Below are 25294 nucleotides of genomic sequence, written 5' to 3'. Positions count from 1 at the left end.
CATGAGACTGTTTGAGTCATAGCTGGCCTGCGCGCCGAGCGGCCGTGCGCGACAGCGCAGCCCAATCCAGATGTCCCTCTCCATGCGCCAGGCTCTCGATATGTGTGTCACGCAGTGCACTGGCGATAGGCAAGGGGACGTTTGCACGTTCTCCCGCCGCCAGGGTCAGGCGCACGTCCTTCAAACCGAGCGACAATTTGAAGCCTGCTGGTTCGTATCGATCCTGAGCGATGGCCCCCCCATAACCTTGGTAAACAGGCGCTGCGAATACGGTGGAGGTGATCAAGTCCAGAAACTCCGTCTTGGCTACATCATGGCCTTGCACCAGCGCGACGGCTTCGCCCATCGTGCCAATGGCGCTGGCGATCATGAAATTCACAGCCAGCTTGACGGCATTGGCCTGTTCGGGGCGAGCGCCGCATTTCCAGGTTTTTTGGCCTAATACGTCGAATAACGGTTGCGCCGTCGCCAGTGCCTGCGCGTCGCCGGCTGCCAGAATATTGAGTTGACCTGCTTCGGCTACATTCACCCGGCCGAGCACGGGGGCGGCGACATACTGCACTCCCTTGTCCTGATGCTCCTGTGCCAGGTTGCTGGCCAACTCGACTGAAATGGTTGCCATGTTGATATGCAATGCTCCCGTTTTGAGAGTGGCGAGGACTTGCCCATCGAGAATCGTCGCACGTACCGCCTCATCGTCAGCCAATATGGAGATCAGGATATCTGCATCCGCGGCTGCCTCGCGCGCGCTCGCTGCTGCACTGGCTCCACGTTCGGCCAGCGTTGCTAGCGGGGCAGGGGATCGATTCCACGCGTGGACCGTATAGCCGGCCTTGAGCAGATTGCTTGCCATGGGCAGACCCATGGTGCCCAGGCCGAGAAAGGCGATTTTCATGATGATGCTCCTTGTGGAAATTAGGGATTTATCGATGCTTCGTCAGCCCATCGGGCTCCAGCGCTTTCAGCGCCACGTCGACAACGGCCTGCATGTCCTGACGCGAGCGTCCAGTCTTGCCGATAACGCGCATACCTTGTGTGAGACACAACAGCATGCGCGCCGCCGCAGCGCTATCGACGTGCGCGGCAATCGAACCATCGGCTTGCCCTTGTTCAATCACGCCAATCAACAGGCTCTCATTGCGACTCAGCGCGTCCGAGATATGCCGGGCGACATCGCGCTCAAATGCGGACAGCTCCGTCGCACTGGCGACGACCAGGCAGCCTTGGCGGCCAGCGGCACCCTGCGAAGATGCGACATAGAACTCCAATATCCCGCGCAGTCTCGCCAAGCCATTTCCCGTCTCGCCCACGAAATCCTGCAGCTTGCGGGCGCGTGCCGCACGATAGTGCTCAAACGCCGCCAGAAATAGCGATTGCTTGTCCTTGAATGCTTTGTAGAGACTGCCTTGCGTCAAGCCTGTCTCTGTCGTCAGGTCGCTGATCGAAGCGCCGTGATAACCGCGTTTGCTGAACACGCGTACGGCCCGATCCAACGCCTGGTCCATGTCGAATTCGCGGGGTCGGCCTCGCGAACGAGCCGAGGTGTTTGATGCTTGCCGGATTGCAGTCATATCGGTGATTTAGAAAATGATCGTTTTCTAAATTAGTCCAAATCGCCGCCGTTTGCAACGCCCATGCTATTCTGGCCGCCACCTATCATTCACAAGGCGAGTCACTATCGTGCAGTCTTACGAATCCATTTTCTGGGGAATGGCGATTGTGGTGCTGTTGGCGTTGGCTGGCGGCGCGTTGATGGGACGGTCAGCCCGGGTCACGCATAGTCTGGCGGGCGTGGCCGCCCAGTCCCTGGTTGTAACGGCGGTCGTGGCCTATTTGGCAGCCGACGCCGGGGCAGGAGGCATGACAGCGCTGCTGGCTATTGCCTCCTCCATGTTTTCGTTGGTCATCGGCACGGCCGCCGCTTTGTTGACCCGTCGCGTACTGCGCGAGCGACGGGCCTCTGTGAACGGGTCGGATTCCCAGGGGTGATCCAGTCATGCATGCATCCACAGTACATTCGTGCGGAATGTGACTTGATCAGTGTCCGACAGCGTCAATTTTCGTCGTCGTCCTCATCCTCATCGTCATAGTCGTCCTCGTCTTCATCGTCTTCTTCTTGCTCCAGCGCATCGTGACCCTTCCAGGTCAGTCGCCAGTAGGTCTCTGCATCACGGTCATCGGTGGCAGGGACCAGCGTGATCAATCCCGCATCCGACAAGATATCCAGATGGTGCGCGATCAATGGGGCCGGGGGCGCATCCGGCATGCTTCCTTGCACAGCCGCCTCGATGTCCTCTTGCGATAGCGCCGCCGTATCCGCGTCACGCAGTTCGCCCAGAATGGTGACAACCAGATCGAAATCACGTTGCATAGTCTCAGGTCCTTTTCGTTATTGAATGCGCTGTCCAACCCTTTGGGCGACAACAAAGCCAAGTATGGGGCGAGGGCACCCACGGAAAAACAGATTCGGCGATAAATTAGGGTAAATCCGAACCCCATATAACTATCGATTATGACTACATAGTTCGCTCTAGGCTGGTATAGTCGCGTCCCTTGCGTACCAAAGCATGAAGGAGGGGCACGCACATGGACATCATCAGCACACAGACCGCCGAAATTTCAGGCGGCGTTGCGCTGGAGACCACCATAGACGGCGAGCGCATCAGCACTTACGTCGTCACGGGGGTGTCCGACCTGGAGGCCATTGCCGATATCGTGCCTCACGAAAAAGTTGATGCAGGCGCGGAAATTCACGTGACTGTCGTCGACGACATCGATTCGGCGCAAGATCAAATCGACCAAGTGCTCGACAATCTCAATCCTGGCGACGTGGCCGTCTTCCTGTGCGCAGACGAAGACGCCTATAACGCCGCGCTGGATTTGTTGGGACTTCCGGTCGACTGATTCCAAAATCAGCGCACGACCCGTTCTTGCGCAAATAGTTCCGAAAATACGACCTTGCAGTTGCGCTTTGTTGCATTATTGGTACGTATTTTTGAGGATTATGTTGACTTGTCAGGGGAACCTAACGATAGTGACGGCACACGATCTCAAGCGTTGTGATTTTCGATCAGTGCAGTGCCTTTCCGGCCGGCGTTATTGTTCTACTGTCCCCTTCTTGATTGATTCGTGACTCCCGGGCATTTTGCCCACAACATTTAGGAAATACAGTATGGAAACCGGCGTTGTTAAGTGGTTCAACTCGGAAAAAGGCTACGGCTTCATCACCCCGGAAGCGGGTGGCAAAGATCTGTTCGCGCACTTCTCGGAAATCCAAGCCAATGGCTTCAAGTCCCTGGAAGAAAACCAGCGCGTCAGCTTCGTGACGGCTAATGGTCCCAAGGGCCCGCAAGCAACGAAGATTCAAGTTCTGTAATCAGATCTTGATGAAAAAAGAAGCCCCTGCGGGGGCTTTTTTGTTATCTACGCTCGGTTTGTAACGGTCATGCCCTCTTTGGAGGTAGCATTTCGGCAACGATTTGTCGGTTTTGTTGTGTCAATTTGCAAAGTTTGACGTTCTGCAAGACCCCACATACACTGAGCAAGCGAGATTTTCAAGCGACGCGGTCGTTATTCCTGTCGCCGTCATGGTACCCAGTTAGTTGCCCCTCCTTGATCATCTGGCGCTCCCGCGAGCAATCGCTACTAGAAGGTGAAGGACACAGTCATGGCAACAGGTATCGTCAAGTGGTTCAACTCGGAAAAGGGCTATGGTTTCATTACGCCCGATGATGGCAGTAAAGATCTTTTCGCCCACTACTCGGAAATTCGCAGCGACGGTTACAAATCTCTGCAGGAAAATCAACGCGTGACGTTCGAAGTGGGCCAGGGCCCCAAGGGTCCCAGCGCTAAGAACATCAAAGTGACGGCCTGATCTGGCCGGACCAGGCGCTTTGCAGCCTGTTTGCGCTCCTGGCGGCGGCCGCTGCCAGGAGCGTTTTGCTTAGGCCCGTAAAATCCCCGGTTTTCCTTATCTAAAACGAGTCCGGGTCAGGGCTTTCCCGAGGCAAAACCTCTCCTTTGGCAGAGGTCTTGAACTTTCCGGTAAAATCACCTGTTAACCCGTTTGTTCACACTTCACTTATTTCTCGGATAATTTTGATGCAGCCTGTGGTTGAAACCCTCTCTGGTCTGGAACGCCGCGTAGATCTGTCGGTTTCCGTGGCCGACGTCGAAAAGGAAGTCCAGGCGCAATTGAAGCGCGTAGCCCGTACGGCCAAAGTGCCCGGGTTCCGTCCTGGCAAGGCTCCTCTGGCTATGCTCGAGCGCAGCCATGGCCCCGGCATCCGCTACGACGTGATCAATGGCCAGGTCGGCCGCGCTTTCGAACAAGCCGTCGACGGCGCCAAGCTCCGTGTGGCCGGCGCGCCCACGCTCGAGCCCAAGACCGAAGGCATTGCCGATGACACGCTGGCCTTCACGGCCACCTTCGAGGTGTATCCCGAAGTCGCCGTGCCTGATCTGTCTGCGCTTGCCGTTACCCGTTACGACACCGCCGTTTCTGACGCCGAAGTCCAGCAAACCCTCGACGTGCTGCGCAAGCAACGCGCCACCTACGAGGCCCGCGAAGGCCGCGCCGCCGCAGACGGCGACCGTGTCACACTCGATTTCGCCGGCACCATCGACGGCGTTCCCTTCGAGGGCGGCAAAGCCGAAGACTTCCCCTTCGTGTTGGGCCAAGGCCGCATGCTGCCCGAGTTCGAGGCGGCTGCCAAAGGCCTGAAAGCCGGCGAAACCAAGGTGTTCCCGCTGAGCTTCCCCGAAGACTACCAAGGCAAAGAAGTCGCCGGCAAAACGGCTGAGTTCACCATCACCGTCAAAGAAGTCGCCGAAGGCGTCCTGCCTGAGGTCGATGGCGAGTTCGCCAAGGCCCTCGGCCAAGCTGAAGGCGACGTCGAGAAACTCAAGGCCGACATCCGCACCAACATCGAGCGCGAAGTCAAAGCCCGTTCGCAAGGCCGTACCAAAGCCAGCGTCATGGACGCCCTGGTCGAGGCCGGCAAATTCGACGTGCCCAAAGCCCTGGTCGACAGCGACGTAGAGAGCCGTGTCCAGGCTGCCCGCGAAGAGCTCAAGCAGCGCGGCATCCCCAACGCCGAGTCCGTGCCGATCCCGGCCGAAGCCTTCACGACTGAATCCGAGCGTCGCGTGCGCCTGGGCCTGCTGGTTTCCGAACTGGTCAAACAAGCCCAATTGCAAGCCAAGCCCGAACAAGTCCGTGCTCGCATCGAAGAGTTCGCGCAAAACTATGAACAGCCTGCTCAGGTTGTCAGCTACTACCTGACCGACCGCCAGCGCCGCGCTGAAATCGAAGCCATCGTGCTCGAAGACAACGTCGTGCAACACGTGCTCGAAAAAGCCAAGGTCACGGAAGAGCAGGTACCTTTCGATCAGTTGATGGGGATGGCGTAAGCATGCAGCGGTTTACCGATTTCTATGCGGCAATGCATGGCGGGGCTTCGGTCACGCCGACCGGCCTGGGTTACATTCCCATGGTCATCGAGCAGTCCGGGCGCGGTGAGCGCGCCTATGACATCTATTCGCGCCTGCTGCGCGAGCGTTTGATCTTTCTGGTTGGCCCCGTCAATGACAATACGGCCAACCTGATCGTGGCGCAGCTGCTGTTCCTGGAGTCGGAAAACCCCGATAAGGACATCTCGTTGTACATCAACTCGCCCGGCGGGTCGGTGTATGCCGGGATGGCCATCTTCGATACCATGCAGTTCATCAAGCCCGATGTTTCGACGTTGTGCACAGGCCTGGCCGCCAGCATGGGTGCATTCCTGCTGGCAGCGGGCAAAAAGGGCAAGCGTTTCACTTTGCCCAATTCGCGTATCATGATTCACCAGCCCTCCGGCGGTGCGCAGGGTCAGGCCTCTGATATCCAGATCCAGGCCCGGGAAATTCTCGACCTGCGTGAGCGTCTGAACCGCATTTTGGCCGACAACACCGGCCAACCCGTCGACCGTATTGCCGTAGACACAGAGCGCGACAACTTCATGTCGGCCGAAGATGCGGTATCGTATGGTTTGGTGGACAAGGTTCTCGCATCCCGTTCCGAGGGCTAGGCTCGCGAAACACCGGGCCTAAGCAGTGCCGTGACGTCCAAGTAAGCGTTGAATGCGCCGGCCTTGATCGGCGGCGCATTTTCACCAGAGATACGAAACACATATGCCTGATAAAAAGGGACCGGCCGACGCAAAAGTGCTGCACTGCTCGTTCTGCAACAAGAGCCAGCACGAAGTCCGCAAGCTGATTGCAGGGCCATCGGTGTTCATTTGCGATGAGTGTATTGACCTCTGCAATGACATCATCCGCGAAGAAGCGCAAGCTTCAGCGCGTGCCGCTATACGGTCTGAGCTGCCTACGCCGACCGAAATCAAGACCTTTCTGGACCAATACGTCATCGGCCAGACGCTGCCCAAGCGCATGCTGGCCGTGTCGGTGTACAACCACTACAAACGCATTCGCCACGGCGAAATCAAAGGCGACGAGGTCGAGCTCTCCAAGAGCAACATCATGCTCATCGGGCCGACCGGCTCGGGCAAGACGCTCCTGGCCCAGACCTTGGCCCGCATGCTGAATGTCCCGTTTGTGATGGCCGACGCCACCACCCTGACCGAAGCCGGTTATGTGGGTGAAGACGTTGAAAACATCATCCAAAAGCTGCTGCAAAACTGCAACTACGAGGTCGACAAGGCTCAGCGCGCCATCATCTATATCGACGAAATCGACAAGATCTCGCGCAAGTCCGACAACCCCTCCATCACCCGCGATGTCTCGGGTGAGGGCGTACAGCAGGCATTGCTCAAGCTCATCGAAGGCACCGTCGCGTCCGTGCCGCCGCAGGGTGGCCGCAAACACCCCAACCAGGATTTCGTCCAGGTTGATACCACCAACATTCTGTTCATCGTGGGTGGTGCGTTCGACGGCCTGGAAAAAGTCATCCGCGACCGTACCGAAAAGTCCGGCATCGGTTTCTCCGCCTCCGTCAAGGCAAAGTCCGAGCGGGGCGTAGGCGAGTTGTTCAGCGAAGTCGAGCCCGAGGATCTGATCAAATTTGGTCTGATTCCCGAGTTGGTGGGCCGTCTGCCCGTCGTGGCGACCCTGGACGAGCTCGACGAGGCTGCGCTCGTTCAAATCCTGACCGAGCCCAAGAACTCGCTGATCAAGCAGTTCCAAAAACTCTTCGCCATGGAAGGCGCAGAGCTCGACATACGCCCCGGTGCACTCAAGGCCATTGCCCGCAAGGCGCTCAAGCGCAAAACGGGCGCTCGCGGCCTGCGTTCCATTATCGAAGGTGCCTTGCTCGATACCATGTATGACTTGCCTTCTCAGGGCAACGTCAGTCGCGTGGTGCTTGACGAAAATGTCATCGATGGCGACGGCAAACCCTTGCTGATCTACGCCGACGAGACGGTGACCTCCGACAAACCGGCTCAACCCCAGGTGCGAGGCGCAGCTGCTTGATTCGTTGCTTCGTCAAGCAAAGCAAAATCCAGCAAAAAAACCCGTTTTGTAACGGGTTTTTTTGCATTTAGGGGGTTATGCGGACGACGACGGCTTGAATTTTCGGCTATTGTTCCCATATCAGACGTAACGGATTCGGATAACCAGCTCTGCTTGGGATCCGATCTACATTACGCCGAGTCAAATCAAGGAATCCTATATGTCTGCCAGTCAGACCCTGCCATCCGAACCCATCGACCTGCCGCTGCTGCCTCTGCGCGACGTGGTGGTGTTCCCGCACATGGTTATTCCGCTATTTGTGGGCCGTCCCCGTTCGATCAAGGCGCTCGAAGTCGCCATGGAATCGGGCAAAAGCATCATGCTGGTGGCGCAAAAATCCGCCGGCAAAGACGATCCTACGCCCGAAGACGTCTACGAAATCGGCTGCGTGGCCAGCATTCTGCAAATGCTCAAATTGCCTGACGGCACCGTCAAGGTGCTGGTTGAGGGCACGCAACGCGCACGTATCGATACGATCGACGACGCCGAAACGCATTTCGTGTGCCAGGTGACTCCCGTCGAGCTCGATCCTGCGCAAAGCTCAGAGACTGAGGCGCTGCGTCGCGCGATCGTGGCCCAGTTCGAGCAGTACGTCAAACTCAACAAAAAGATCCCGCCCGAGATTCTGACCTCGCTGGCCGGGATCGACGATGCCGGCCGTTTGGCCGACACCATCGCCGCGCATCTGCCGCTCAAGCTCGAGCAAAAGCAGACAATGCTGGAAATCCTCGGTACTTCCGAGCGCCTCGAGGGCTTGCTGACGCAGCTGGAAACGGAAATCGACATTCTCCAGGTCGAAAAGCGTATCCGTGGCCGCGTCAAAAAGCAGATGGAAAAGAGCCAGCGCGACTACTATCTGAACGAGCAAGTCAAAGCCATTCAGAAAGAGTTGGGCGAGGGCGAAGAAGGCGCCGACATCGAAGAGCTCGAAAAGAAAATCATTGCTGCGCATATGCCCAAAGATGCGCGCAAGAAAGCCGACGCCGAGCTCAAAAAGCTCAAGCTCATGTCGCCCATGTCGGCCGAAGCCACCGTGGTGCGCAACTACATCGATACGCTCATCAATCTTCCCTGGAAGAAAAAGAGCAAGATCAACAACTCCATCAGCAACGCGGAAAACGTGCTCGATGACGATCACTATGGCCTGGAAAAGGTCAAAGAGCGCATCGTCGAATACCTTGCCGTGCAACAGCGTGTAGACAAGGTCAAGGCCCCGATTCTCTGCCTGGTAGGCCCTCCTGGCGTCGGTAAAACCTCGCTGGGACAATCCATCGCGCGTGCGACGAATCGCAAGTTCGTCCGCATGGCTTTGGGCGGCGTACGCGACGAGGCCGAGATCCGTGGCCATCGCCGCACCTACATTGGCTCCATGCCCGGCAAGATCGTGCAGAACATGAGCAAGGTCGGTGTGCGTAACCCGCTATTCCTGCTGGACGAGATCGACAAACTCGGTATGGATTTCCGCGGTGATCCCGCCTCGGCATTGCTCGAGGTGCTCGATCCCGAGCAGAACCACACGTTCCAGGATCACTACATCGAAGTCGACTTTGATCTGTCCGACGTCATGTTCGTGGCAACCAGCAACACGCTGAACATCCCGCCCGCCTTGTTGGATCGTATGGAAGTCATTCGTCTGTCGGGCTACACCGAAGACGAAAAAATCCATATCGCTCGTGACCATCTGCTGCCCAAGCTGATGAAGAACAACGGCGTCAAGGAATCCGAGTTGGTGGTCGACGATTCGGCCCTGCGCGATATCGTGCGTTACTACACTCGCGAGGCCGGTGTCCGCGCACTCGAACGCGAAGTCGGCAAGATCTGCCGCAAGGTCGTGAAAGAGTCATTGGCTCAGGCCGACAAGGCCAAGACCGAGGGCAAGGCTGCGTCGCAAGCACTCGAGCCCGTCAAGGTCGACGCCGAGAACCTCAGCAAATACCTGGGCGTGCGTCGTTATACCTTTGGCATGGCAGAAAAGGAAAACCAGATTGGTCAGGTCACCGGTCTGGCCTGGACCGAAGTCGGCGGCGATTTGCTCACGATCGAAGTCGCCGATATGCCGGGCAAGGGCGTGATTCAACGTACCGGTTCGCTTGGTGACGTGATGAAAGAGTCGGTAGAGGCCGCCCGTACCGTCGTGCGCTCGCGTGCACGTCGTCTGGGTTTTGCCGACAGCGTGTTCGAAAAGCACGACATGCACGTTCACGTCCCTGAGGGTGCTACGCCCAAGGACGGCCCATCGGCCGGTATCGCCATCACCACTGCCATGGTCTCGGCCCTGTCGCGCATCCCGGTGCGTGCTGATGTCGCCATGACGGGTGAGATCACCCTGCGTGGCGAGGTCTTGCCGATCGGCGGCCTGAAGGAAAAACTGCTGGCGGCTCACCGTGGTGGTATCAAGACGGTGTTGATCCCCGAGGAAAACGTCAAAGACTTGGCCGATATTCCGGACAACGTCAAAAACCACCTCGAGATCGTGCCGGTGCGTTGGATCGACAAGGTGCTCGAGCTCGCGCTCGAACGCCAGCCCGAGCCACTGTCCGACGAAGAAGTCGTCAAGGAACCCTTGGTCGCCAAAGCAGCGGAAAACGCTGCGCCAAGTGATCCCGTGTTCAAGCACTAAGCCTTAAGCAGTTCGTGCCATGCCAAATGGTATGGCACAAAGGCCCCCGGACTCATTACAAGTCACGTATGAGTCCGGGGGCCTTTTGCTGCTAGCGGCAAGTAGAGCGGTTAATTAATGCAGTGCCTGCGTGCGGATCAGGCCGACGGCAATGCCTTCAAGTGCAAAATCTAGTGTCCCATCCACCACGATCGGCGAGAAGTCTGGATTTTCGGGCAGGAGTTCGATGTGTCCCTGGCGGTGCTGCAGCCGTTTTACCGTAACGTCGTCGCCCAGGCGGGCAACGACGATCTGACCATTGCGCGCCTCGCTGGCTCGTTTGACGGCGAGCAGATCGCCTTCGAGGATGCCGGCGTCGCGCATGCTCATGCCGCGTACTTTCAACAGGTAATCGGGCGTCTGGGCAAACAGCCCCGGATCCACCCCAACCTCGCGCTCGACATGCTCGGCGGCCAGAATGGGGCTGCCTGCTGCTACACGACCTACCAGCGGCAGTAATAACCGGCTCATGGCTTCTGCGGCAAATCCTGCGAGGCTTGGTGGTGCTGAGACGCCGGCAGCCGATGTGGCATGGGAATGAGAAGAACTAGCGGGATCAACGGACTCTATCAGTCGAATGCCGCGCGATGCGCCTGCCGTCAATTCGATGGCCCCCTTGCGTGCGAGGGCCTTGAGGTGGTCCTCAGCGGCATTGGGAGAACGAAAACCCAATGCTCGGGCGATTTCGGCACGAGTAGGAGGAAAGCCGGTGCGTGCCACCGTTTGCCGGATGTGGTTCAGGATTTCCTGTTGGCGTTCGGTAAGTTTGGTAGCCATGGCAATGATCCGCTTCGGACTGTATGAATATACAGCTGGATTTTGGACGAGCCTGTATAAAAAAGCAAGTCAGGTGGGGGCGAATAGGACCGCAGGAAAGATGCACATCGCCAAATGCTCGCCGCAGATGGCAGGCATTTGGTAGGCAGGCCGCGCAGAAAGTAAGCAGAATGTCCGCCTCCTGTAGACGAAGGCGGGTCCCTCGGAAGGGGGGAGGGATGCTGAGATGCGCAGGCTAAAAGAAAAAGGACCCGTTCTTGCGTCCGGGTCCTTCAGTCAGGCGTCGATGCGTCTGCGATTTACTTGATCACCGCCGCGATTGCCTTGGCGACTGTATCGATATTGTGGCTGTTGAGCGCAGCAACGCAGATGCGGCCGCTGGATACAGCATAGATGCCGTGTTCTTCACGCAGGGTGTCGACTTGTGCCGAGGTCAGGCCAGAATACGAGAACATGCCGCGCTGTTCGCGTACGAAGCTGAAGTCTTGCGAGGCGCCCGCAGCCTTGATTTTATCGACCAGTTGTTCGCGCATCAGGCGGATACGGTCACGCATGCCGGCAAGTTCCTGTTCCCACAGCGTGTACAGCTCGGGCGTATTCAACACCGACGACACCACCGTGCCACCGTGCGTGGGCGGGTTGGAGTAGTTGGTGCGGATCACGCGCTTGAGCTGGCTCAGCACGCGTTTGGCTTCGTCCTGATTGCCTGCGACCACGGTCAGGGCGCCCACGCGCTCGCCATACAGCGAGAACGATTTCGAGAACGACGAGCTGATCAGCATCGTCAGGCCCAGATCGGCAAACAGACGCACGACGGCAGCGTCCTCTTGCAGACCGGCGCCAAAGCCTTGGTAAGCGATGTCCAGGAACGGCACCAGGTTGCGCGACTTGACCACCTGGGCGATCTGTTGCCACTGCTCAGCCGTCGGATCAACGCCAGTCGGGTTGTGGCAGCAGGCGTGCAACACGACGATGGTTTGTTCAGGAGCGGCCTGCAGCGAAGCCAGCATGCCCTGAAAATCCAGGCCGTGCGTTGCGGCGTCGTAATAGGTATAGGTGTCGACCGGGAAACCTGCACGCTCGAACAGGGCGCGGTGGTTTTCCCAGCTGGGATTGCTGATCAGCACTTTGGACTGGGGCAGCAATTGGCGCAGGAAATCTGCGCCGATTTTCAGTGCGCCGGTGCCGCCCAGAGCCTGGGTGGTCAGCACGCGGCCTTCGGCGGCCAGCGTGGAATCAGCACCCAGCAACAGCGTTTGAGCGCCCTTGTTGTAGCCGGCAATGCCCTCGATGGGCAGATAGCCGCGTGCCGCGGCGGCTTCGATACGCGCAATTTCGGCCTTGCGCACAGCAGCCAGCAGGGGAATGCGACCGTCGTCATCGTAGTACACGCCCACGCCCAGATTGACTTTACCAGGGCGGGTATCAGCGTTGTATTGTTCGTTCAGACCCAGGATGGGGTCGCGCGGCGCAAGTTCGACGGAATCGAAAAGAGAGCTCATGAGAATTCGCTAAGGGTAGATAGACGCGGAAGGCACTGCTGTGGATAATGGGGGGTTTACCCTCAGACAGTCTAGCATGACAGCTCCTGGATTCGTCGATTTCCCCGACAGCCCCTTTTATTTGTATCAGCCCTATCCGCCCGCAGGCGACCAGCCTGGCGCGATCGAGGGGCTGAGCGAGGGCATTCGTGACGGTTTGATGTGCCAGACCTTGCTGGGTGTGACAGGCTCGGGCAAGACCTACACCATGGCCAATATCATCGCCCGGCTCGGTCGGCCCGCGTTGGTATTGGCGCCAAACAAGACGCTGGCGGCCCAGTTGTATGCCGAAATGCGCGAGTTCTTTCCCAAGAACGCCGTCGAGTATTTCGTGTCGTACTACGACTACTATCAGCCCGAGGCGTACGTCCCCACGCGCGATCTGTTCATTGAAAAGGATTCGTCCATCAACGAACATATCGAGCAAATGCGCCTGTCTGCGACCAAGAGTCTGCTGGAGCGGCGCGACACGGTGATCGTCGGAACCGTCTCGTGTATCTACGGTATTGGTAATCCCGGTGATTACCACGCGATGGTGTTGATTCTGCGCTCTGGGGACCACATTTCCCGGCGCGAAATCCTGGCTCGCCTGGTCGCCATGCAGTACACGCGCAACGATGCGGACTTCACGCGTGGCACATTCCGTGTGCGCGGCGAGACGATCGATATTTTCCCGGCGGAAAGCCCCGAATTGGCGCTGCGCCTGACGCTGTTCGATGACGAGATCGAGGCGCTGGAATTGTTCGACCCGCTGACGGGCCGCGTGCGCCAAAAAGTCCCGCGCTTTACCGTCTACCCGGGTTCGCACTACGTCACGCCGCGTGATACCGTGCTGCGCGCCATCGAGACGATCAAGGAAGAGCTGCGCGAGCGCCTGAAATTTTTGACTGCCGACGGCAAACTTGTCGAAGCGCAGCGCCTGGAGCAGCGTACGCGTTTCGATCTGGAGATGCTGCAAGAACTCGGGTTTTGCAAGGGCATCGAGAACTACTCCCGGCATTTGTCCGGGGCAGCAGCAGGCGAGCCGCCGCCTACGCTGATCGACTATCTACCGTCCGATGCATTGATGTTCATCGATGAAAGCCACGTCACGATCGGGCAACTGGGGGGTATGTATCGGGGGGACAGGGCGCGTAAGGAAACCCTGGTGCAGTATGGTTTTCGGCTGCCTTCTGCGCTGGACAACCGCCCATTGAAACTCGAGGAATTCGAGGCGCGTATGCGCCAGTGCGTGTTTGTATCGGCGACGCCTGCTGCGTACGAGCAAGAGCATGCGGATAACGTGGTCGAGCAGGTTGTACGGCCGACCGGGTTGGTGGATCCTCAGGTCGAAGTGCGCCCCGCGCGTACCCAGGTCGACGATTTGCTGGGCGAAATCAAGCAACGCGTGGCCGCTCAGGAACGGGTGCTGGTCACGACCCTGACCAAACGCATGGCCGAGGATTTGACGGATTATCTGTCCGAGCACGGCGTTCGGGTTCGCTATTTGCACTCCGATATCGACACAGTCGAACGGGTCGAGATCATTCGTGATCTGCGATTGGGCACCTTTGATGTGTTGGTCGGCATCAACTTGCTACGCGAGGGGTTGGATATCCCTGAGGTGTCGCTGGTCGCCATCCTCGATGCTGACAAAGAGGGCTTTCTCCGTTCGGAGCGCAGCTTGATCCAGACGATCGGCCGCGCAGCGCGAAACCTCAACGGCCATGCCATTTTGTACGCCGACCAGATCACTGCTTCCATGCGGCGAGCCATGGACGAAACAGAGCGCCGGCGCAACAAGCAACTGCAATTCAACGTGGACAACGGCATCACCGCGCGTGGCGTGAACAAGGCGGTGCGCGAACTCATCGACGGCATCGTTGCCCCGGTTCGTCACGATACGCTGGAGGCGGCCATCGGCCCCGAGGTCTTGGCCGACGAAAAGGCCGTGGCGAAGGAGATTCGCCGCCTCGAAAAGCTCATGACGGACCACGCCCGCAACCTGGAGTTCGAACAAGCCGCCGCTGCGCGAGACGCGCTGAACGCGCTCAAGCAACGCGTCTTGTTGGATGGGGCGGCCTAGCGGGAGGGCCTGGAACGTGCACCTTTGGGCTCCGCGACGCGGGTCTCATCGTGCCGTTGCGCAGGCTCGAGAGGGGCGGTCAATAGCCTTAACGAGGCGGTGCTTCAGCGCATCGACCGGCGGCAGTTACAGGTCGCTGCTGCGCTGCGGTCAATCCAACGGGTTTGTTACAAGCAATGGTCCAAATAGCTGATGTTTTACTTGTAATTATTGTTTTATGTCATTGACTTTTAACGTAAAAATTACAGTAACACTAAAGAGCGGCCCAGTTGCGCAATTGCAAAAAAAACTTGCTATATTCCGGGTTTTCCCGCAGACTTACACCCATGATGACCAAGGTACTTTTCGTTTGCATGGGTAACATCTGCCGCTCCCCGAGCGCAGAGGGCGTTTTTCGCCATTTGGTGAGCGATGCCGGTTTGGGGGACGTGGTGCGTGTGGATTCCGCTGGTACGCATGCCTATCACATTGGCGAGGCGCCTGACGCCCGCGCCCAGGCGGCCGCTCGCAAGCGCGGCTACGAGATCAACCATTGCGAGGCCCGCCAGGTGACGGCGGACGACTTCCGCGAATTTGATCTCATTTTGGCTATGGATTGGGACAACCTTTCCGCGCTGCAACAGCAATGCCCGAAAATTTATCAGCACAAGCTGATGCTGTTGATGCGCTTTGCCAACGAATTCGAAGAAGCCACAGTGCCTGATCCGTACTATGGCGGCCTCGATGGCTTCGGCAAGGTCCTGGATTACCTCGAGGATGCCTGTCAGGGCGTACTGGAACTGGTCCGCAAGCGGGCTACCCAGTACCAGGCAGCCTAATCATTGGCTATAGCTTAAGCTGGTTCGGCCAGCCCAAAAACCGCGCCTCGGCGCGGTTTTTTATGGTGGATGCGTGCCTCCCGATTCTGGGTGAGGGGCGTTGTGCGGGCTGTAGGGTGTGATCTCTGTGGCCGGCTGCGAGCCGGGTCCGGGTGGTCTCCTCGCTATCTGGCTTATATGTATATTCCCGAAGATGACTTAGCAATTTAGTCGGGAATTTGCTATACTTGACGCAATTACTCAGGTATTGGTTGCCCGGTGATGGGCGCCAGCACGTTTCCACAGGAATCCACCATGCGGCTCACTACAAAGGGGCGTTTCGCGGTTACCGCGATGATCGACCTGGCCATGCGGCAGCACAGCGGTCCGGTAACGCTCGCGGCGATCAGTCAGCGCCAGAATATCTCGCTTTCTTATCTCGAGCAGCTCTTCGGCAAACTGCGCCGGCACGAGCTGGTCGATAGTGTGCGCGGCCCTGGCGGCGGTTATTCGCTGGCCCGTCTCGCGCGCAATGTCACGGTTGCCGACATCATTTTTGCGGTAGACGAGCCGCTGGACGCCACTAGCTGTGGCGGCAAGCACGACTGCACCAGCGGTCGTGACGGCAAGTCCGGCAAGTGCATGACGCACGAGCTCTGGACCACGCTGAACCGCAAAATGGTCGATTACCTAGATTCCGTTTCCCTGCAAGATTTGGTCGATCAGCAACGTCTGCGCCAACTGCAGGAGGCCTCCAAGGCGGCACAAGGTTCCACCGTACGGATGGAGCGGGGGACGGGCGAAACCGTCGCGACCGTGTCCGCCGTAGCCGCCGACGCCACCGTATAAGCAGGAGTAGCACTTCATGACCACTCGCCCAATTTATCTCGATTACTCTGCCACCACGCCAGTCGATCCGCGCGTGGTCGACAAAATGGTGCCTTGGCTGTACGACAACTTTGGCAACCCCGCATCGCGTAGCCACGCCTTCGGCTGGGAGGCCGAAGAGGCGGTCGAAAACGCCCGCAACGAAGTCGCCAAACTCGTCAACGCCGATCCCCGCGAGATCATCTGGACGTCCGGTGCGACCGAGTCGGATAACCTGGCCCTCAAGGGCGCAGCCAATTTCTACGCCGAGCGCGGCAAGCACATCATTACGGTCAAGACCGAGCACAAGGCGGTGCTGGACACCTGTCGGGAGCTGGAGCGCCAAGGCTTCGAGGTTACCTACCTCGATGTGCGTGATGACGGTCTGCTGGATCTGGACGTTTTCAAGGCAGCGCTTCGTCCCGACACCATTCTGGTTTCGGTGATGATGGTCAACAACGAAATCGGCGTGATCCAGGATATCGAGACACTGGGCGAGATCTGCCGCGAAAAGGGCATTATTTTCCACGTGGATGCGGCGCAGGCTACCGGCAAGGTCGAGATCGATCTGCAAAAGCTGAAAGTCGATCTGATGGCGTTCTCGGCACACAAGACTTACGGTCCCAAGGGCATCGGCGCCTTGTATGTGCGTCGCAAGCCGCGTGTGCGTATCGAGGCGCAGGTCCATGGCGGTGGTCACGAGCGCGGTTTCCGCTCGGGCACGCTGGCCACGCACCAGATCGTCGGTATGGGTGAAGCATTCCGTCTGGCGCGCGAGGAGATGGGCACTGAAAACGAACGCATCCGCATGCTGCGCGATCGTTTGTGGGCAGGTCTGTCGCAGATCGAGGAAACCTACCTGAACGGCAGCATGGAGCATCGCGTTCCGCACAATCTGAACGTCAGCTTCAACTATGTCGAAGGCGAGTCGCTGATCATGGCGATCAAGGAACTGGCCGTTTCCAGCGGCTCGGCCTGCACCTCGGCCAGCCTGGAGCCGTCGTATGTGTTGCGGGCGCTTGGCCGCAATGACGAGCTGGCGCACAGCTCCATTCGTTTTACGCTGGGTCGCTTCACTACCGAGCAGGAAGTCGACTTCACGATCGAACTCATCAAGAGCCGCGTGGGCAAATTGCGCGATATGTCGCCTCTGTGGGAAATGGCCCAGGAAGGCATTGACCTGAATAGCGTGCAGTGGGCTGCCCACTAAGCTGCCCCGCGACAGATACAGGAGAAACATCATGGCATACAGCACCAAAGTTCTGGATCACTACGAAAACCCCCGCAATGTGGGCTCGTTCGAAAAGGGTGACGACTCGATCGGCACCGGCATGGTCGGCGCGCCGGCTTGCGGCGACGTGATGAAGCTGCAAATCAAGGTGAACGATTCGGGCATCATCGAAGACGCACGTTTCAAGACCTATGGCTGTGGTTCGGCCATTGCGTCCAGCTCGCTGGTGACGGAGTGGGTCAAGGGCAAATCGCTGGACGAAGCCCTCAACATCCGCAATACGCAGATTGCCGAAGAGCTGGCTTTGCCGCCCGTGAAGATCCACTGTTCGATTTTGGCCGAAGACGCCATCAAGGCTGCCGTCCAGGATTACAAAGACAAGCATGCTGTGCCCGCGCAAGCTGACGCAGCGGCGGTTGCGACGGCGGGCTGAGCGATGGCCGTAACCTTGACCCAACAGGCGGCCTCGCATATTGGGCGCTACCTGCAAAAGCGTGGCAAGGGCGTTGGCCTGCGCCTTGGCGTGCGTACCACGGGATGTTCGGGCATGGCTTACAAGCTCGAATATGTCGATGACCCCGCATCCGAAGACGTGATCTTCGAAAGCTTTGGCGTCAAGGTGTTCGTCGATCCCAAGAGTCTTTCGTATCTGGACGGCACTGAGCTCGACTATGCGCGCGAAGGCCTGAACGAGGGCTTCAAGTTCAGCAATCCCAACGAAAAGGCGACCTGCGGCTGCGGCGAGTCGTTCACGGTGTAGTCTTGGCCGCGGACGATCACTTCAGTTTGTTTGGTTTGCCCGCGCGATTCAATATCGACGGACAGGCACTCGAGAGCGCGTGGCGTACGGTGGCTGCACAGGTGCATCCCGATCGTTTTGCGACGGCCAGTCCGGCCGAGCGCCGTGTCGCGATGCAGTGGGCGGCGCGTGCCAACGAGGCTTATCGGCAGTTGCGGGACCCGTTATTACGGGCGCGTTATTTGTGCGAGCAAGCAGGCGTCGATCTGCAAACCGAAAGCAATACGTCGATGGACGTGTCGTTTCTGATGCAGCAGATGCAATGGCGCGAAATGCTGGACGATGCGCGCAACGATCCTGACGCGTACGCAGCGCTCGGAGCCGAGTTGACTCAGGCGCGCCAGCAGATGCAAGACACCCTCACGACATTGCTCGACGAGCGCCAGGACTACGCCGCCGCGGGCAGCAAAGTACGAGAGTGGATGTTCGTCGAGAAACTGGCGCAAGAACTCGCCGCGGTGCAAGTGACCCACTAGCGGTTATAGTGCCGGCGTTGCGCGACTTGCGCCGCTTTTTCGTTTTTCGATTCGAAGCATAATCATGGCCTTATTGCAGATTTCCGAGCCTGGCGAATCGCCAGCGCCACACCAACGCAAGCTGGCAGTGGGCATCGACCTGGGAACGACAAATTCCTTGGTCGCCGCCGTGCGCAGCAGTGCCTCAGAGGTCCTGCGCGACGCCGATGGCCAAGCCTTGCTGCCATCCGCCGTCCGGTATTTTGCCGATGGCAAAGTCAACATCGGCCGGCAAGCATTGGCGCAGCAGGCTGCGGATCCTTTGAACACTATTGTGTCGGTCAAGCGCTTCATGGGGCGTTCGCTCGATGAGGCTGTGGCCAGCGGAGCGCCGTACGAGTTTGTCGACGCACCGGGCATGGTGCGGCTGCGCACTGTACAGGGCGATTTGAGCCCGGTCGAGATCTCGGCACAGATATTGGCTACCTTGCGCCAACGCGCCGAAGACGTGTTGGGCGATGACTTGGTCGGTGCTGTGATTACCGTGCCCGCGTATTTCGATGATGCGCAGCGTCAGGCGACGCGCGACGCGGCACGTTTGGCGGGTCTGAATGTTTTGCGCCTGTTGAATGAGCCTACCGCTGCGGCGATCGCTTATGGCCTGGATCAGGCTGCCGAGGGCACTTACGCTGTGTATGACTTGGGCGGAGGCACGTTTGATGTTTCCATCCTGCGTTTGACCAAAGGGGTGTTCGAGGTCGTTGCTACCGGAGGCGATACCGCATTGGGCGGCGACGATTTCGATTGGCTCATCGGCGAGTATGCCTACGCGGCTTTGGCGGGTGAGGGCGCTGCGGGAGCAGTGTCCAATGCGTCTCATGATGGTCAATCGTCGCTCAGGTCGTTGGCCCCCGCCGATCGTCGTGCTTTGCTCGTTGCCGCCCGTGCGGCGCGCGAGGCCTTGTCTGACGCTGACAGCGCGACGCTGAACGTGGTGTTGCAAGACGGCCGTGCGTTGAACGTCACATTGAGCCGTGCCCAGTTCGAACAGTTGGCGCAGCCGCTGGTGCGCCGTACGTTGGATCGTGCCCGCGCGGCATTGCGTGATGCGGATTTGACTGTGTCCGAGGTCAAAGGCGTCGTGATGGTAGGCGGAGCCACTCGTATGCCGGTGATCCGTCAAGCGGTGGGTGATCTGTTTGGAACGCAGCCTCTGGTCGATCTGGATCCCGATCAAGTGGTAGCGCTGGGCGCGGCATTGCAGGCCAATTTGCTGGCCGGCAACCGTATGCCTGGCGAGGACTGGTTGCTATTGGATGTGACGCCCCTGTCGCTGGGTTTGGAAACCATGGGCGGCCTGGTCGAACGCATCATTCCTCGCAACAGCACGATTCCGGTGGCACGCGCCCAGGAGTTCACCACGTTCAAAGACGGCCAAGGCGCCATGAGCGTGCATGTGGTGCAGGGCGAACGTGAGTTGGTGTCCGACTGCCGTTCGCTGGCCCGTTTCGAGTTGCGGGGCATTCCCCCCATGGTGGCAGGTGCGGCGCGGATTCGCGTGACGTTCCAGGTCGACGCCGATGGTCTGTTGAGCGTGACGGCGCGCGAGCAAAGCACCGGTGTCGAGGCCTCAGTGTCGGTCAAACCCTCGTACGGCCTGTCGGATGACGAGATCACCCGCATGTTGGCCGATAGCGTGGCGCAGGCGGACAGCGATGCGCGAGCCCGCATGCTGCGTGAGCAGCAGGTCGAGGCCCGTCAACTCGTTGAATCCGTGCAGGCCGCGCTGGCTGCCGATGGGGACTTGTTGGACACGGCGGAACGACAGTTGGTGGACGAGCGTGTCGCGGCTGCCGCCGCTGCGCAAGGCGCTGACGATGTCGACGTCGTACGCGCCGCTGTGCAAGCCTTGTCCGATGCCACCGAAGAATTCGCCGCCCGCCGCATGGATCGTGGTATCCGTGCAGCGCTGGCTGGCCGTAAATTAGACGAACTCGCCTGACGTATGCCTAAACTCACCGTATTGCCTCACCCGGAATTGTGCCCCGAGGGTGCCGTCATCGAAGACGCACCCAAGGGTCAGTCTATCTGCCGTGTCCTGCTCAACAATCACATTGATATCGAGCATGCGTGCGAATTATCATGTGCCTGCACGACCTGTCATGTGATTGTGCGCGAAGGCTTTTCCTCGTTGGAGGATGCGTCGGATAGCGAAGAAGACATGCTGGACAAGGCTTGGGGATTGAGCTCGACTTCTCGTCTGTCGTGCCAGGCGATTGTCGAGGACACCGACCTGACGGTCGAGATCCCCAAATACACGATCAATCACGCGAAAGAGGCACACTGATGAAGTGGGTAGATACATACGATATCGCCGCCGCCTTGGTGGATACGCATCCGGATGTCGATCCCAACACCGTGCGTTTTACGCAGCTGCGTGAATGGGTCATCGCCTTGCCCGGGTTTGATGATGATCCCAGCCGCAGCGGGGAAAAAATCCTCGAGGCGATCCAAATGGCATGGATCGAAGAAGCGGATTGATTTTCCGCGCGGCGTGCGAGGTCACGTCAAAGAATGAAACCCCGACACTGGGACATGCGCTCAGTGGCCGGGGTTTTTTGTTGCGGGCCGCAAGGCACCGATCATGAAGGAGTTCTGCCACACCTTCATGGAGGACTGCTTGCTATCGGTGAGGCATTCATACGCTCTTATCCCAAGCTACCGGCAAAGCGACGTGCGTAGTCTTCACGTTCGAATGCCTCGATCACGAAGTCGATAAAGACTCGCGTCTTGCCCGGGAGCAGGTCGCGACTCGCATAGTAGAGCGAGATTGCGCCCGCATCGGCCCACCAGCGCGGCAAAACTCGCACAAGCTGCCCCGACTCCAATCCTGCTAGCACATCAGGCACGGCCAGCATGGCGATACCTAAGCCTAGCTGCACCGACTCCCTCAGCGCAGCAGGGTCGTTGACCACCAAAGTCTCGCGCATCAACGCGGCAGCCTGATCGCCTTGTGCGTTGCGCATATTCCAGGTACGGATGCGGCCCGACTTGAGTGAACGCATGACGATTCCGTCCAGCTCAATCAGTCCGGATGGGTCAGCAGGTGTCGTGCGTCGGGCCAGATAGGCAGGAGATGCGACGGCGATGATGTGCGCTGGTGCCAATGTCCGGGCGACCATGCCGGGTGTGAGCTCGAAGCCACCACCAATAGCGGCGTCGTAGCCTTCGGCGATCAGGTCCACCTCGCGGTTCTCGAAATGCCACTCGGGCTTGATGCGAGGGTAGCGCTGCAAGAAGTCCGGCAGTAGCGGCAGAATGTGGCTCATCCCGAAGGTTGGCGGCAGGCTGATCTTGAGCACGCCCGCAGGCTGTCCGTCATCTGCCGATACCGACGCAATGGCGTTTTGCAAAGACTCCAGATTGCCGCCGATCGCGCTCAAGAATGCTTCACCCGCCTCGGTCAGCGTCAACTTGCGGGTTGAGCGATGGAACAGCCGTACTTTTAGGTTGCGCTCCAGCATGGCCACGTTCCGGCTTACTGCTGCCGGCGTGAGCGCCAACCGCCGCGCCGCAGCCGAAAAGCTTCCGCTCTCGGCACTGCGCACGAATGACTCCAAGTTGGCCAAGGTCTCCATCTGTGGATATTAAACTAATGCTTGAAGATAATCCAAGTCATTTGATACTAATCAACGAGCAATAAAAGCGCGAAAGTTACTCCACCGAATATCTCGGCATTTAAACGGAGTGACCTATGAACGACACAACTTCTACCCAATCGCTTCCGCTGGTCGGCAAGACGGCTTTCGTCACCGGCGGTTCTCGCTCAATCGGGGCGGCCATCACCAAGCAACTCGCTGCGGACGGCGCCCAGGTCGCCTTTACCTACCGCGGCTCGCCTGACTCGGCCAAGCAAACGATCGCGGATATCGAGTCGGCCGGTGGCCGCGCGCTGGCCATCGTCGCCGATGCTGCGGATCCGGACGCCGTGCGCGCGGCCATCACCAAGACGGTCGAGACATTTGGCGGTCTGGACATTCTGGTGAACAACGCCGGAATCGCGTCGGCGAGCCCGATCGACCAGATTACGTTCGAGGACTATCAAGCGATGCTCGCGGTCAACGTCACGGGCGTGTTCGTTGCCACGCAGGAAGCCGTACGCCACATGAGGGAAGGCGGCCGCATCGTGCACATCGGTAGTTCGGCGACGAAGTATGCCGGTGTGCCCGGCCTCTCGGTGTACGGGCTCACCAAGGGAGCCATCGCTGGTTTTAACCGCAGCTTGGCATACGACCTGGGCCCGCGTGGCATCACCGTCAATACCGTGCACCCCGGGCCCGTAGACACGGACATGAATCCGGTCGATAGCGAGTGGGCCAAGTTGCTCATCCCCGGTATCGCCGTCGGCCGTTACGGCAAGCCGAATGAAATCGCCAGCGTCGTGGCGTTTCTCGCCAGTCCACAGGCATCCTATGTCACGGGTGCCGACATCCTGGTCGACGGCGGTTTCACGTCTTGAGCGCCTCTGGAGTGGACCCGTTAGTCCGCTCCGTACGACTGCAAAGCCAATCTTCATCATCAGACAGCACTTCATCTTCGGTCGAGGAGATTCATCATGAACCCGTCGCTTCCTTCTATCGGCATCATCGGTGCAGGTCATATCGGCGCGGCCTTCGCGCGCGCGCTGGCACGCTGCAACATCCCGGCCATCCTGTCCAACAGCCGCGGGCCGGAGAGTCTGCAAGTGCTGGTGCAGAGCATTGGTCCCGGCATACGCGCCGGCACACGAGAGGAAGCGGCCGCGCAGGCCATCGTGTTGGTCGCGGTGAACTGGTCGAAGTTGCCGGGTGCCCTAGCCGGGCTGCCTGATTTCGAGGGGCGCATCGTTATCGATGCTAACAATCCGATCGAGGCGCCGCTGTTCAAGCCCATCGACCTTCATGGTCGCACATCGAGCCAGTCATTCGCTGATCTGGTGCCGGGTGCGCACGTTGTGAAGGCATTCAATCATCTCCGTCCCCAACTGCTCTTCGCCGATCCAGCGGAGCGCGGAGGGCGACGCGTTCTGTTCTTCGCGGGCGACCACCACCCCGCCAAGGCGCAGGTCAGTGCGTTGATCGATCAACTGGGCTTCGCGGGTATCGATCTCGGCACGCTGGCCGTGGGTGGACGCATGACGCAGTTCCCAGGTGGGCCGTTGCCCTCGCTAGAACTGGTGCAGTTTGGTTGACAACCGCACCCCAATACCCAATCGAGGATCAATGCATGTCTGATACTACCGATTCAACCGCTCTGACCCAGCCTGCTGCTGTGTCGCATGCCGCATGGTTGGCAGTCTTTTCTCTGGCATTCGGAGCTTTCGGTCTGGTGACGGCGGAATTTCTGCCTGTTAGTTTGCTGACTCCAATGGCAGTTGAGCTAGGCGTCTCCAATGGCATGGTGGGCCAAGCCGTTACGGCCACGGCCGTGATCGCTGCCATCGCCGGTCCGCTTCTTATTCTGGGCACGGGCCGACTGGACAGGCAGAAGATCGTCTGGGGACTGATGGGAATGCTCGTTCTCTCCAACGTTCTCTCGGCTTATGCACCCAATATCACGATCCTCCTGATAGCCCGAGCACTGTTGGGGTTCGCCCTTGGCAGTTTCTGGGCCATGATGGCTGCGCTCGCCCTGCGGCTAGTTCCTGCTGACAAGGTACCGCGAGCGATTTCAATCATCATCATGGGCATTTCGGTCGCGACAGTCTTCGCCGCGCCGTTGGGCGCATTTCTGGGAGAACTGTGGGGATGGCGAGCAACCTTTCTGGCTGCGTCCGGCATTGGCGCGGTAGCGCTCGTCGTCCAGATGCTGACTCTACCCAGGCTTCCAGCCACTTCGGCCCCTGGCCTTGCCTCTTTCAAGGCGGCGCTATCGCGCCGCTCGGTGGCAATCGGTCTGGCAACAGCACTTCTTGTCGTCTCCGGGCACTTCGCAGGTTTCACCTTCATCCGCCCCTTCCTTGAGGAAGTGCCTCGTCTTGAGGTTTCGACCGTCTCGCTCGCTCTCCTGGTTTTCGGGCTCGGCGGGTTCCTCGGCAATTTCGCCGGCGGAGCCATCGCCGAGCGCAGTCCTGCGTGGGCGGTAGCCAGTGCATCGTTCCTGATTGCCGGCGTCGCCCTCGCGCTCAGCGTCTTTGGGACGATCGCGGGCGTCGCGTTCACGGCGACCGCGCTCTGGGGGTTCGCGTTCGGCGCATTTCCGGTCTCGATCTCGATCTGGAACGCGCGTGTGGCACCCGATCACGCCGAAAGTGCTGGCGCGCTCTTGTCATCGATTTTCCAGGTTGCCATTGCCATGGGCGCGGTTTTAGGAGGCTTGATCATTGACAGGTCCGGCTCAGAGGGCGTGATCGTGTATGTGATTTTTGCAGCACTCGCCGGGGCTGGCGTGATGTTCATCTCCGGACGCGCTGTAGAACGTAAAAGACGGGATGCATAGCCATTCAACGTCTGCAATCTTCGCGCTGGCGGCCCGCGGCCAGCTCTGCGATATCAAATATCTCGATGGGGACGAGGGACGTACCGGAGAACTTTCAGCCTACGCGAGAGAGCACTC

27 protein-coding genes are annotated in these 25294 nt (G+C 59.0%); 21 read left to right on the top strand and 6 right to left on the bottom strand.

What is annotated here, in order from left to right; genetic code table 11:
* Window positions 1-16: 16 nt before the first annotated feature.
* Both ACYVIT_RS16935 and ACYVIT_RS16930 read right to left on the bottom strand, forming a co-directional pair.
* Window positions 17-895, bottom strand: a complete 879-nt coding sequence (locus ACYVIT_RS16935) for an NAD(P)-dependent oxidoreductase (protein ID WP_415805933.1) — start codon at window positions 893-895, stop codon at window positions 17-19.
* Window positions 896-923: 28 nt separating this feature from the next.
* A complete protein-coding gene (locus tag ACYVIT_RS16930; protein WP_415805932.1) occupies window positions 924-1505 on the bottom strand; it encodes a TetR/AcrR family transcriptional regulator in 582 nt (193 codons plus the stop codon).
* A gap of 175 nt (window positions 1506-1680) precedes the next feature.
* Here ACYVIT_RS16930 and ACYVIT_RS16925 point away from each other — a divergent pair, with 175 nt between their 5' ends.
* Window positions 1681-1989, top strand: a complete 309-nt coding sequence (locus ACYVIT_RS16925) for a hypothetical protein (RefSeq protein WP_415805931.1) — start codon at window positions 1681-1683, stop codon at window positions 1987-1989.
* 64 nt (window positions 1990-2053) lie between these two features.
* On the opposite strand, the gene ACYVIT_RS16920 is transcribed toward ACYVIT_RS16925, so the two are convergent.
* Window positions 2054-2371: a DUF2513 domain-containing protein gene (locus ACYVIT_RS16920; protein WP_415805930.1), complete on the bottom strand. Its 318-nt coding sequence runs from the start codon at window positions 2369-2371 to the stop codon at window positions 2054-2056.
* 215 nt (window positions 2372-2586) lie between these two features.
* Between ACYVIT_RS16920 and ACYVIT_RS16915 the strand changes: the two genes are divergently transcribed.
* From ACYVIT_RS16915 to lon, 7 genes are all read left to right on the top strand, one after another.
* Entirely contained in the window at window positions 2587-2904 is a 318-nt protein-coding gene (locus ACYVIT_RS16915; protein ID WP_415805929.1) for a hypothetical protein, read from the top strand.
* Between the two features lie 268 nt (window positions 2905-3172).
* The gene (locus ACYVIT_RS16910) at window positions 3173-3376 is read left to right on the top strand and encodes a cold-shock protein (RefSeq protein WP_012249703.1); all 204 of its coding nucleotides are present in this window, start codon (window positions 3173-3175) and stop codon (window positions 3374-3376) included.
* Between the two features lie 291 nt (window positions 3377-3667).
* On the top strand, window positions 3668-3874 hold the full coding sequence (locus ACYVIT_RS16905; protein ID WP_094821944.1) for a cold-shock protein: 207 nt from the start codon (window positions 3668-3670) through the stop codon (window positions 3872-3874).
* Window positions 3875-4101: 227 nt separating this feature from the next.
* Complete coding sequence (gene tig, locus ACYVIT_RS16900; protein ID WP_415805928.1) at window positions 4102-5412, top strand: trigger factor; 1311 nt, start codon at window positions 4102-4104, stop codon at window positions 5410-5412.
* Between the two features lie 2 nt (window positions 5413-5414).
* Window positions 5415-6068, top strand: a complete 654-nt coding sequence (gene clpP / locus ACYVIT_RS16895; RefSeq protein WP_415805927.1) for an ATP-dependent Clp endopeptidase proteolytic subunit ClpP — start codon at window positions 5415-5417, stop codon at window positions 6066-6068.
* A gap of 103 nt (window positions 6069-6171) precedes the next feature.
* On the top strand, window positions 6172-7470 hold the full coding sequence (gene clpX / locus ACYVIT_RS16890; protein WP_415805926.1) for an ATP-dependent Clp protease ATP-binding subunit ClpX: 1299 nt from the start codon (window positions 6172-6174) through the stop codon (window positions 7468-7470).
* 199 nt (window positions 7471-7669) lie between these two features.
* Window positions 7670-10129 carry an endopeptidase La gene (lon, locus tag ACYVIT_RS16885; protein WP_415805925.1) on the top strand — a complete coding sequence of 820 codons (2460 nt, stop codon included), beginning with the start codon at window positions 7670-7672 and terminating at the stop codon, window positions 10127-10129.
* Window positions 10130-10243: 114 nt separating this feature from the next.
* Here the strand turns inward: lon and lexA are convergent, their stop codons facing one another.
* Both lexA and ACYVIT_RS16875 read right to left on the bottom strand, forming a co-directional pair.
* On the bottom strand, window positions 10244-10945 hold the full coding sequence (lexA, locus tag ACYVIT_RS16880) for a transcriptional repressor LexA (RefSeq protein WP_415805924.1): 702 nt from the start codon (window positions 10943-10945) through the stop codon (window positions 10244-10246).
* Between the two features lie 299 nt (window positions 10946-11244).
* Window positions 11245-12447: an amino acid aminotransferase gene (locus tag ACYVIT_RS16875; RefSeq protein WP_415805923.1), complete on the bottom strand. Its 1203-nt coding sequence runs from the start codon at window positions 12445-12447 to the stop codon at window positions 11245-11247.
* Between the two features lie 76 nt (window positions 12448-12523).
* Here ACYVIT_RS16875 and uvrB point away from each other — a divergent pair, with 76 nt between their 5' ends.
* The 10 genes from uvrB to iscX all read left to right on the top strand — a co-directional run bounded on the left by uvrB (window position 12524) and on the right by iscX (window position 21241).
* On the top strand, window positions 12524-14551 hold the full coding sequence (gene uvrB, locus ACYVIT_RS16870; protein ID WP_415805922.1) for an excinuclease ABC subunit UvrB: 2028 nt from the start codon (window positions 12524-12526) through the stop codon (window positions 14549-14551).
* Between the two features lie 326 nt (window positions 14552-14877).
* Window positions 14878-15369, top strand: a complete 492-nt coding sequence (locus ACYVIT_RS16865) for a low molecular weight protein-tyrosine-phosphatase (RefSeq protein WP_094821936.1) — start codon at window positions 14878-14880, stop codon at window positions 15367-15369.
* A gap of 294 nt (window positions 15370-15663) precedes the next feature.
* Window positions 15664-16197 carry a Fe-S cluster assembly transcriptional regulator IscR gene (gene iscR / locus ACYVIT_RS16860; protein ID WP_415805921.1) on the top strand — a complete coding sequence of 178 codons (534 nt, stop codon included), beginning with the start codon at window positions 15664-15666 and terminating at the stop codon, window positions 16195-16197.
* A gap of 16 nt (window positions 16198-16213) precedes the next feature.
* Window positions 16214-17425, top strand: a complete 1212-nt coding sequence (locus ACYVIT_RS16855) for an IscS subfamily cysteine desulfurase (protein ID WP_415805920.1) — start codon at window positions 16214-16216, stop codon at window positions 17423-17425.
* 31 nt (window positions 17426-17456) lie between these two features.
* Window positions 17457-17879, top strand: a complete 423-nt coding sequence (gene iscU, locus ACYVIT_RS16850) for a Fe-S cluster assembly scaffold IscU (protein WP_415805919.1) — start codon at window positions 17457-17459, stop codon at window positions 17877-17879.
* 3 nt (window positions 17880-17882) lie between these two features.
* Window positions 17883-18206, top strand: a complete 324-nt coding sequence (gene iscA / locus ACYVIT_RS16845; RefSeq protein WP_415805918.1) for an iron-sulfur cluster assembly protein IscA — start codon at window positions 17883-17885, stop codon at window positions 18204-18206.
* Between the two features lie 2 nt (window positions 18207-18208).
* Window positions 18209-18721, top strand: a complete 513-nt coding sequence (gene hscB, locus ACYVIT_RS16840; protein WP_415805917.1) for a Fe-S protein assembly co-chaperone HscB — start codon at window positions 18209-18211, stop codon at window positions 18719-18721.
* A gap of 64 nt (window positions 18722-18785) precedes the next feature.
* Window positions 18786-20702 carry a Fe-S protein assembly chaperone HscA gene (gene hscA, locus ACYVIT_RS16835; protein ID WP_415805916.1) on the top strand — a complete coding sequence of 639 codons (1917 nt, stop codon included), beginning with the start codon at window positions 18786-18788 and terminating at the stop codon, window positions 20700-20702.
* 3 nt (window positions 20703-20705) lie between these two features.
* Window positions 20706-21047 carry an ISC system 2Fe-2S type ferredoxin gene (gene fdx / locus ACYVIT_RS16830; RefSeq protein WP_415805915.1) on the top strand — a complete coding sequence of 114 codons (342 nt, stop codon included), beginning with the start codon at window positions 20706-20708 and terminating at the stop codon, window positions 21045-21047.
* A complete protein-coding gene (iscX, locus tag ACYVIT_RS16825; RefSeq protein ID WP_415805914.1) occupies window positions 21047-21241 on the top strand; it encodes a Fe-S cluster assembly protein IscX in 195 nt (64 codons plus the stop codon). Before fdx ends, iscX begins: the two co-directional genes overlap by 1 nt.
* Window positions 21242-21408: 167 nt before the next feature.
* Here iscX and ACYVIT_RS16820 read toward each other — a convergent pair whose 3' ends face one another.
* Window positions 21409-22338, bottom strand: a complete 930-nt coding sequence (locus ACYVIT_RS16820; RefSeq protein ID WP_415805913.1) for a LysR family transcriptional regulator — start codon at window positions 22336-22338, stop codon at window positions 21409-21411.
* A 116-nt stretch (window positions 22339-22454) separates the two neighbouring features.
* Between ACYVIT_RS16820 and ACYVIT_RS16815 the strand changes: the two genes are divergently transcribed.
* From ACYVIT_RS16815 to ACYVIT_RS16805, 3 genes are all read left to right on the top strand, one after another.
* On the top strand, window positions 22455-23219 hold the full coding sequence (locus ACYVIT_RS16815; protein ID WP_415805912.1) for a 3-oxoacyl-ACP reductase family protein: 765 nt from the start codon (window positions 22455-22457) through the stop codon (window positions 23217-23219).
* A 96-nt stretch (window positions 23220-23315) separates the two neighbouring features.
* The gene (locus tag ACYVIT_RS16810; protein WP_415805911.1) at window positions 23316-23930 is read left to right on the top strand and encodes an NADPH-dependent F420 reductase; all 615 of its coding nucleotides are present in this window, start codon (window positions 23316-23318) and stop codon (window positions 23928-23930) included.
* Window positions 23931-23965: 35 nt separating this feature from the next.
* Window positions 23966-25177 (top strand): MFS transporter, encoded by a 1212-nt coding sequence (locus ACYVIT_RS16805; protein WP_415805910.1) that lies wholly within the window; start codon window positions 23966-23968, stop codon window positions 25175-25177.
* The last annotated feature ends 117 nt before the right edge of the window (window positions 25178-25294 follow it).

The organism is Bordetella muralis (genome assembly GCF_054781015.1).
Note: the sequence above shows the minus strand (reverse complement) of the source record. Positions and strands in the feature narration are given on the sequence as shown.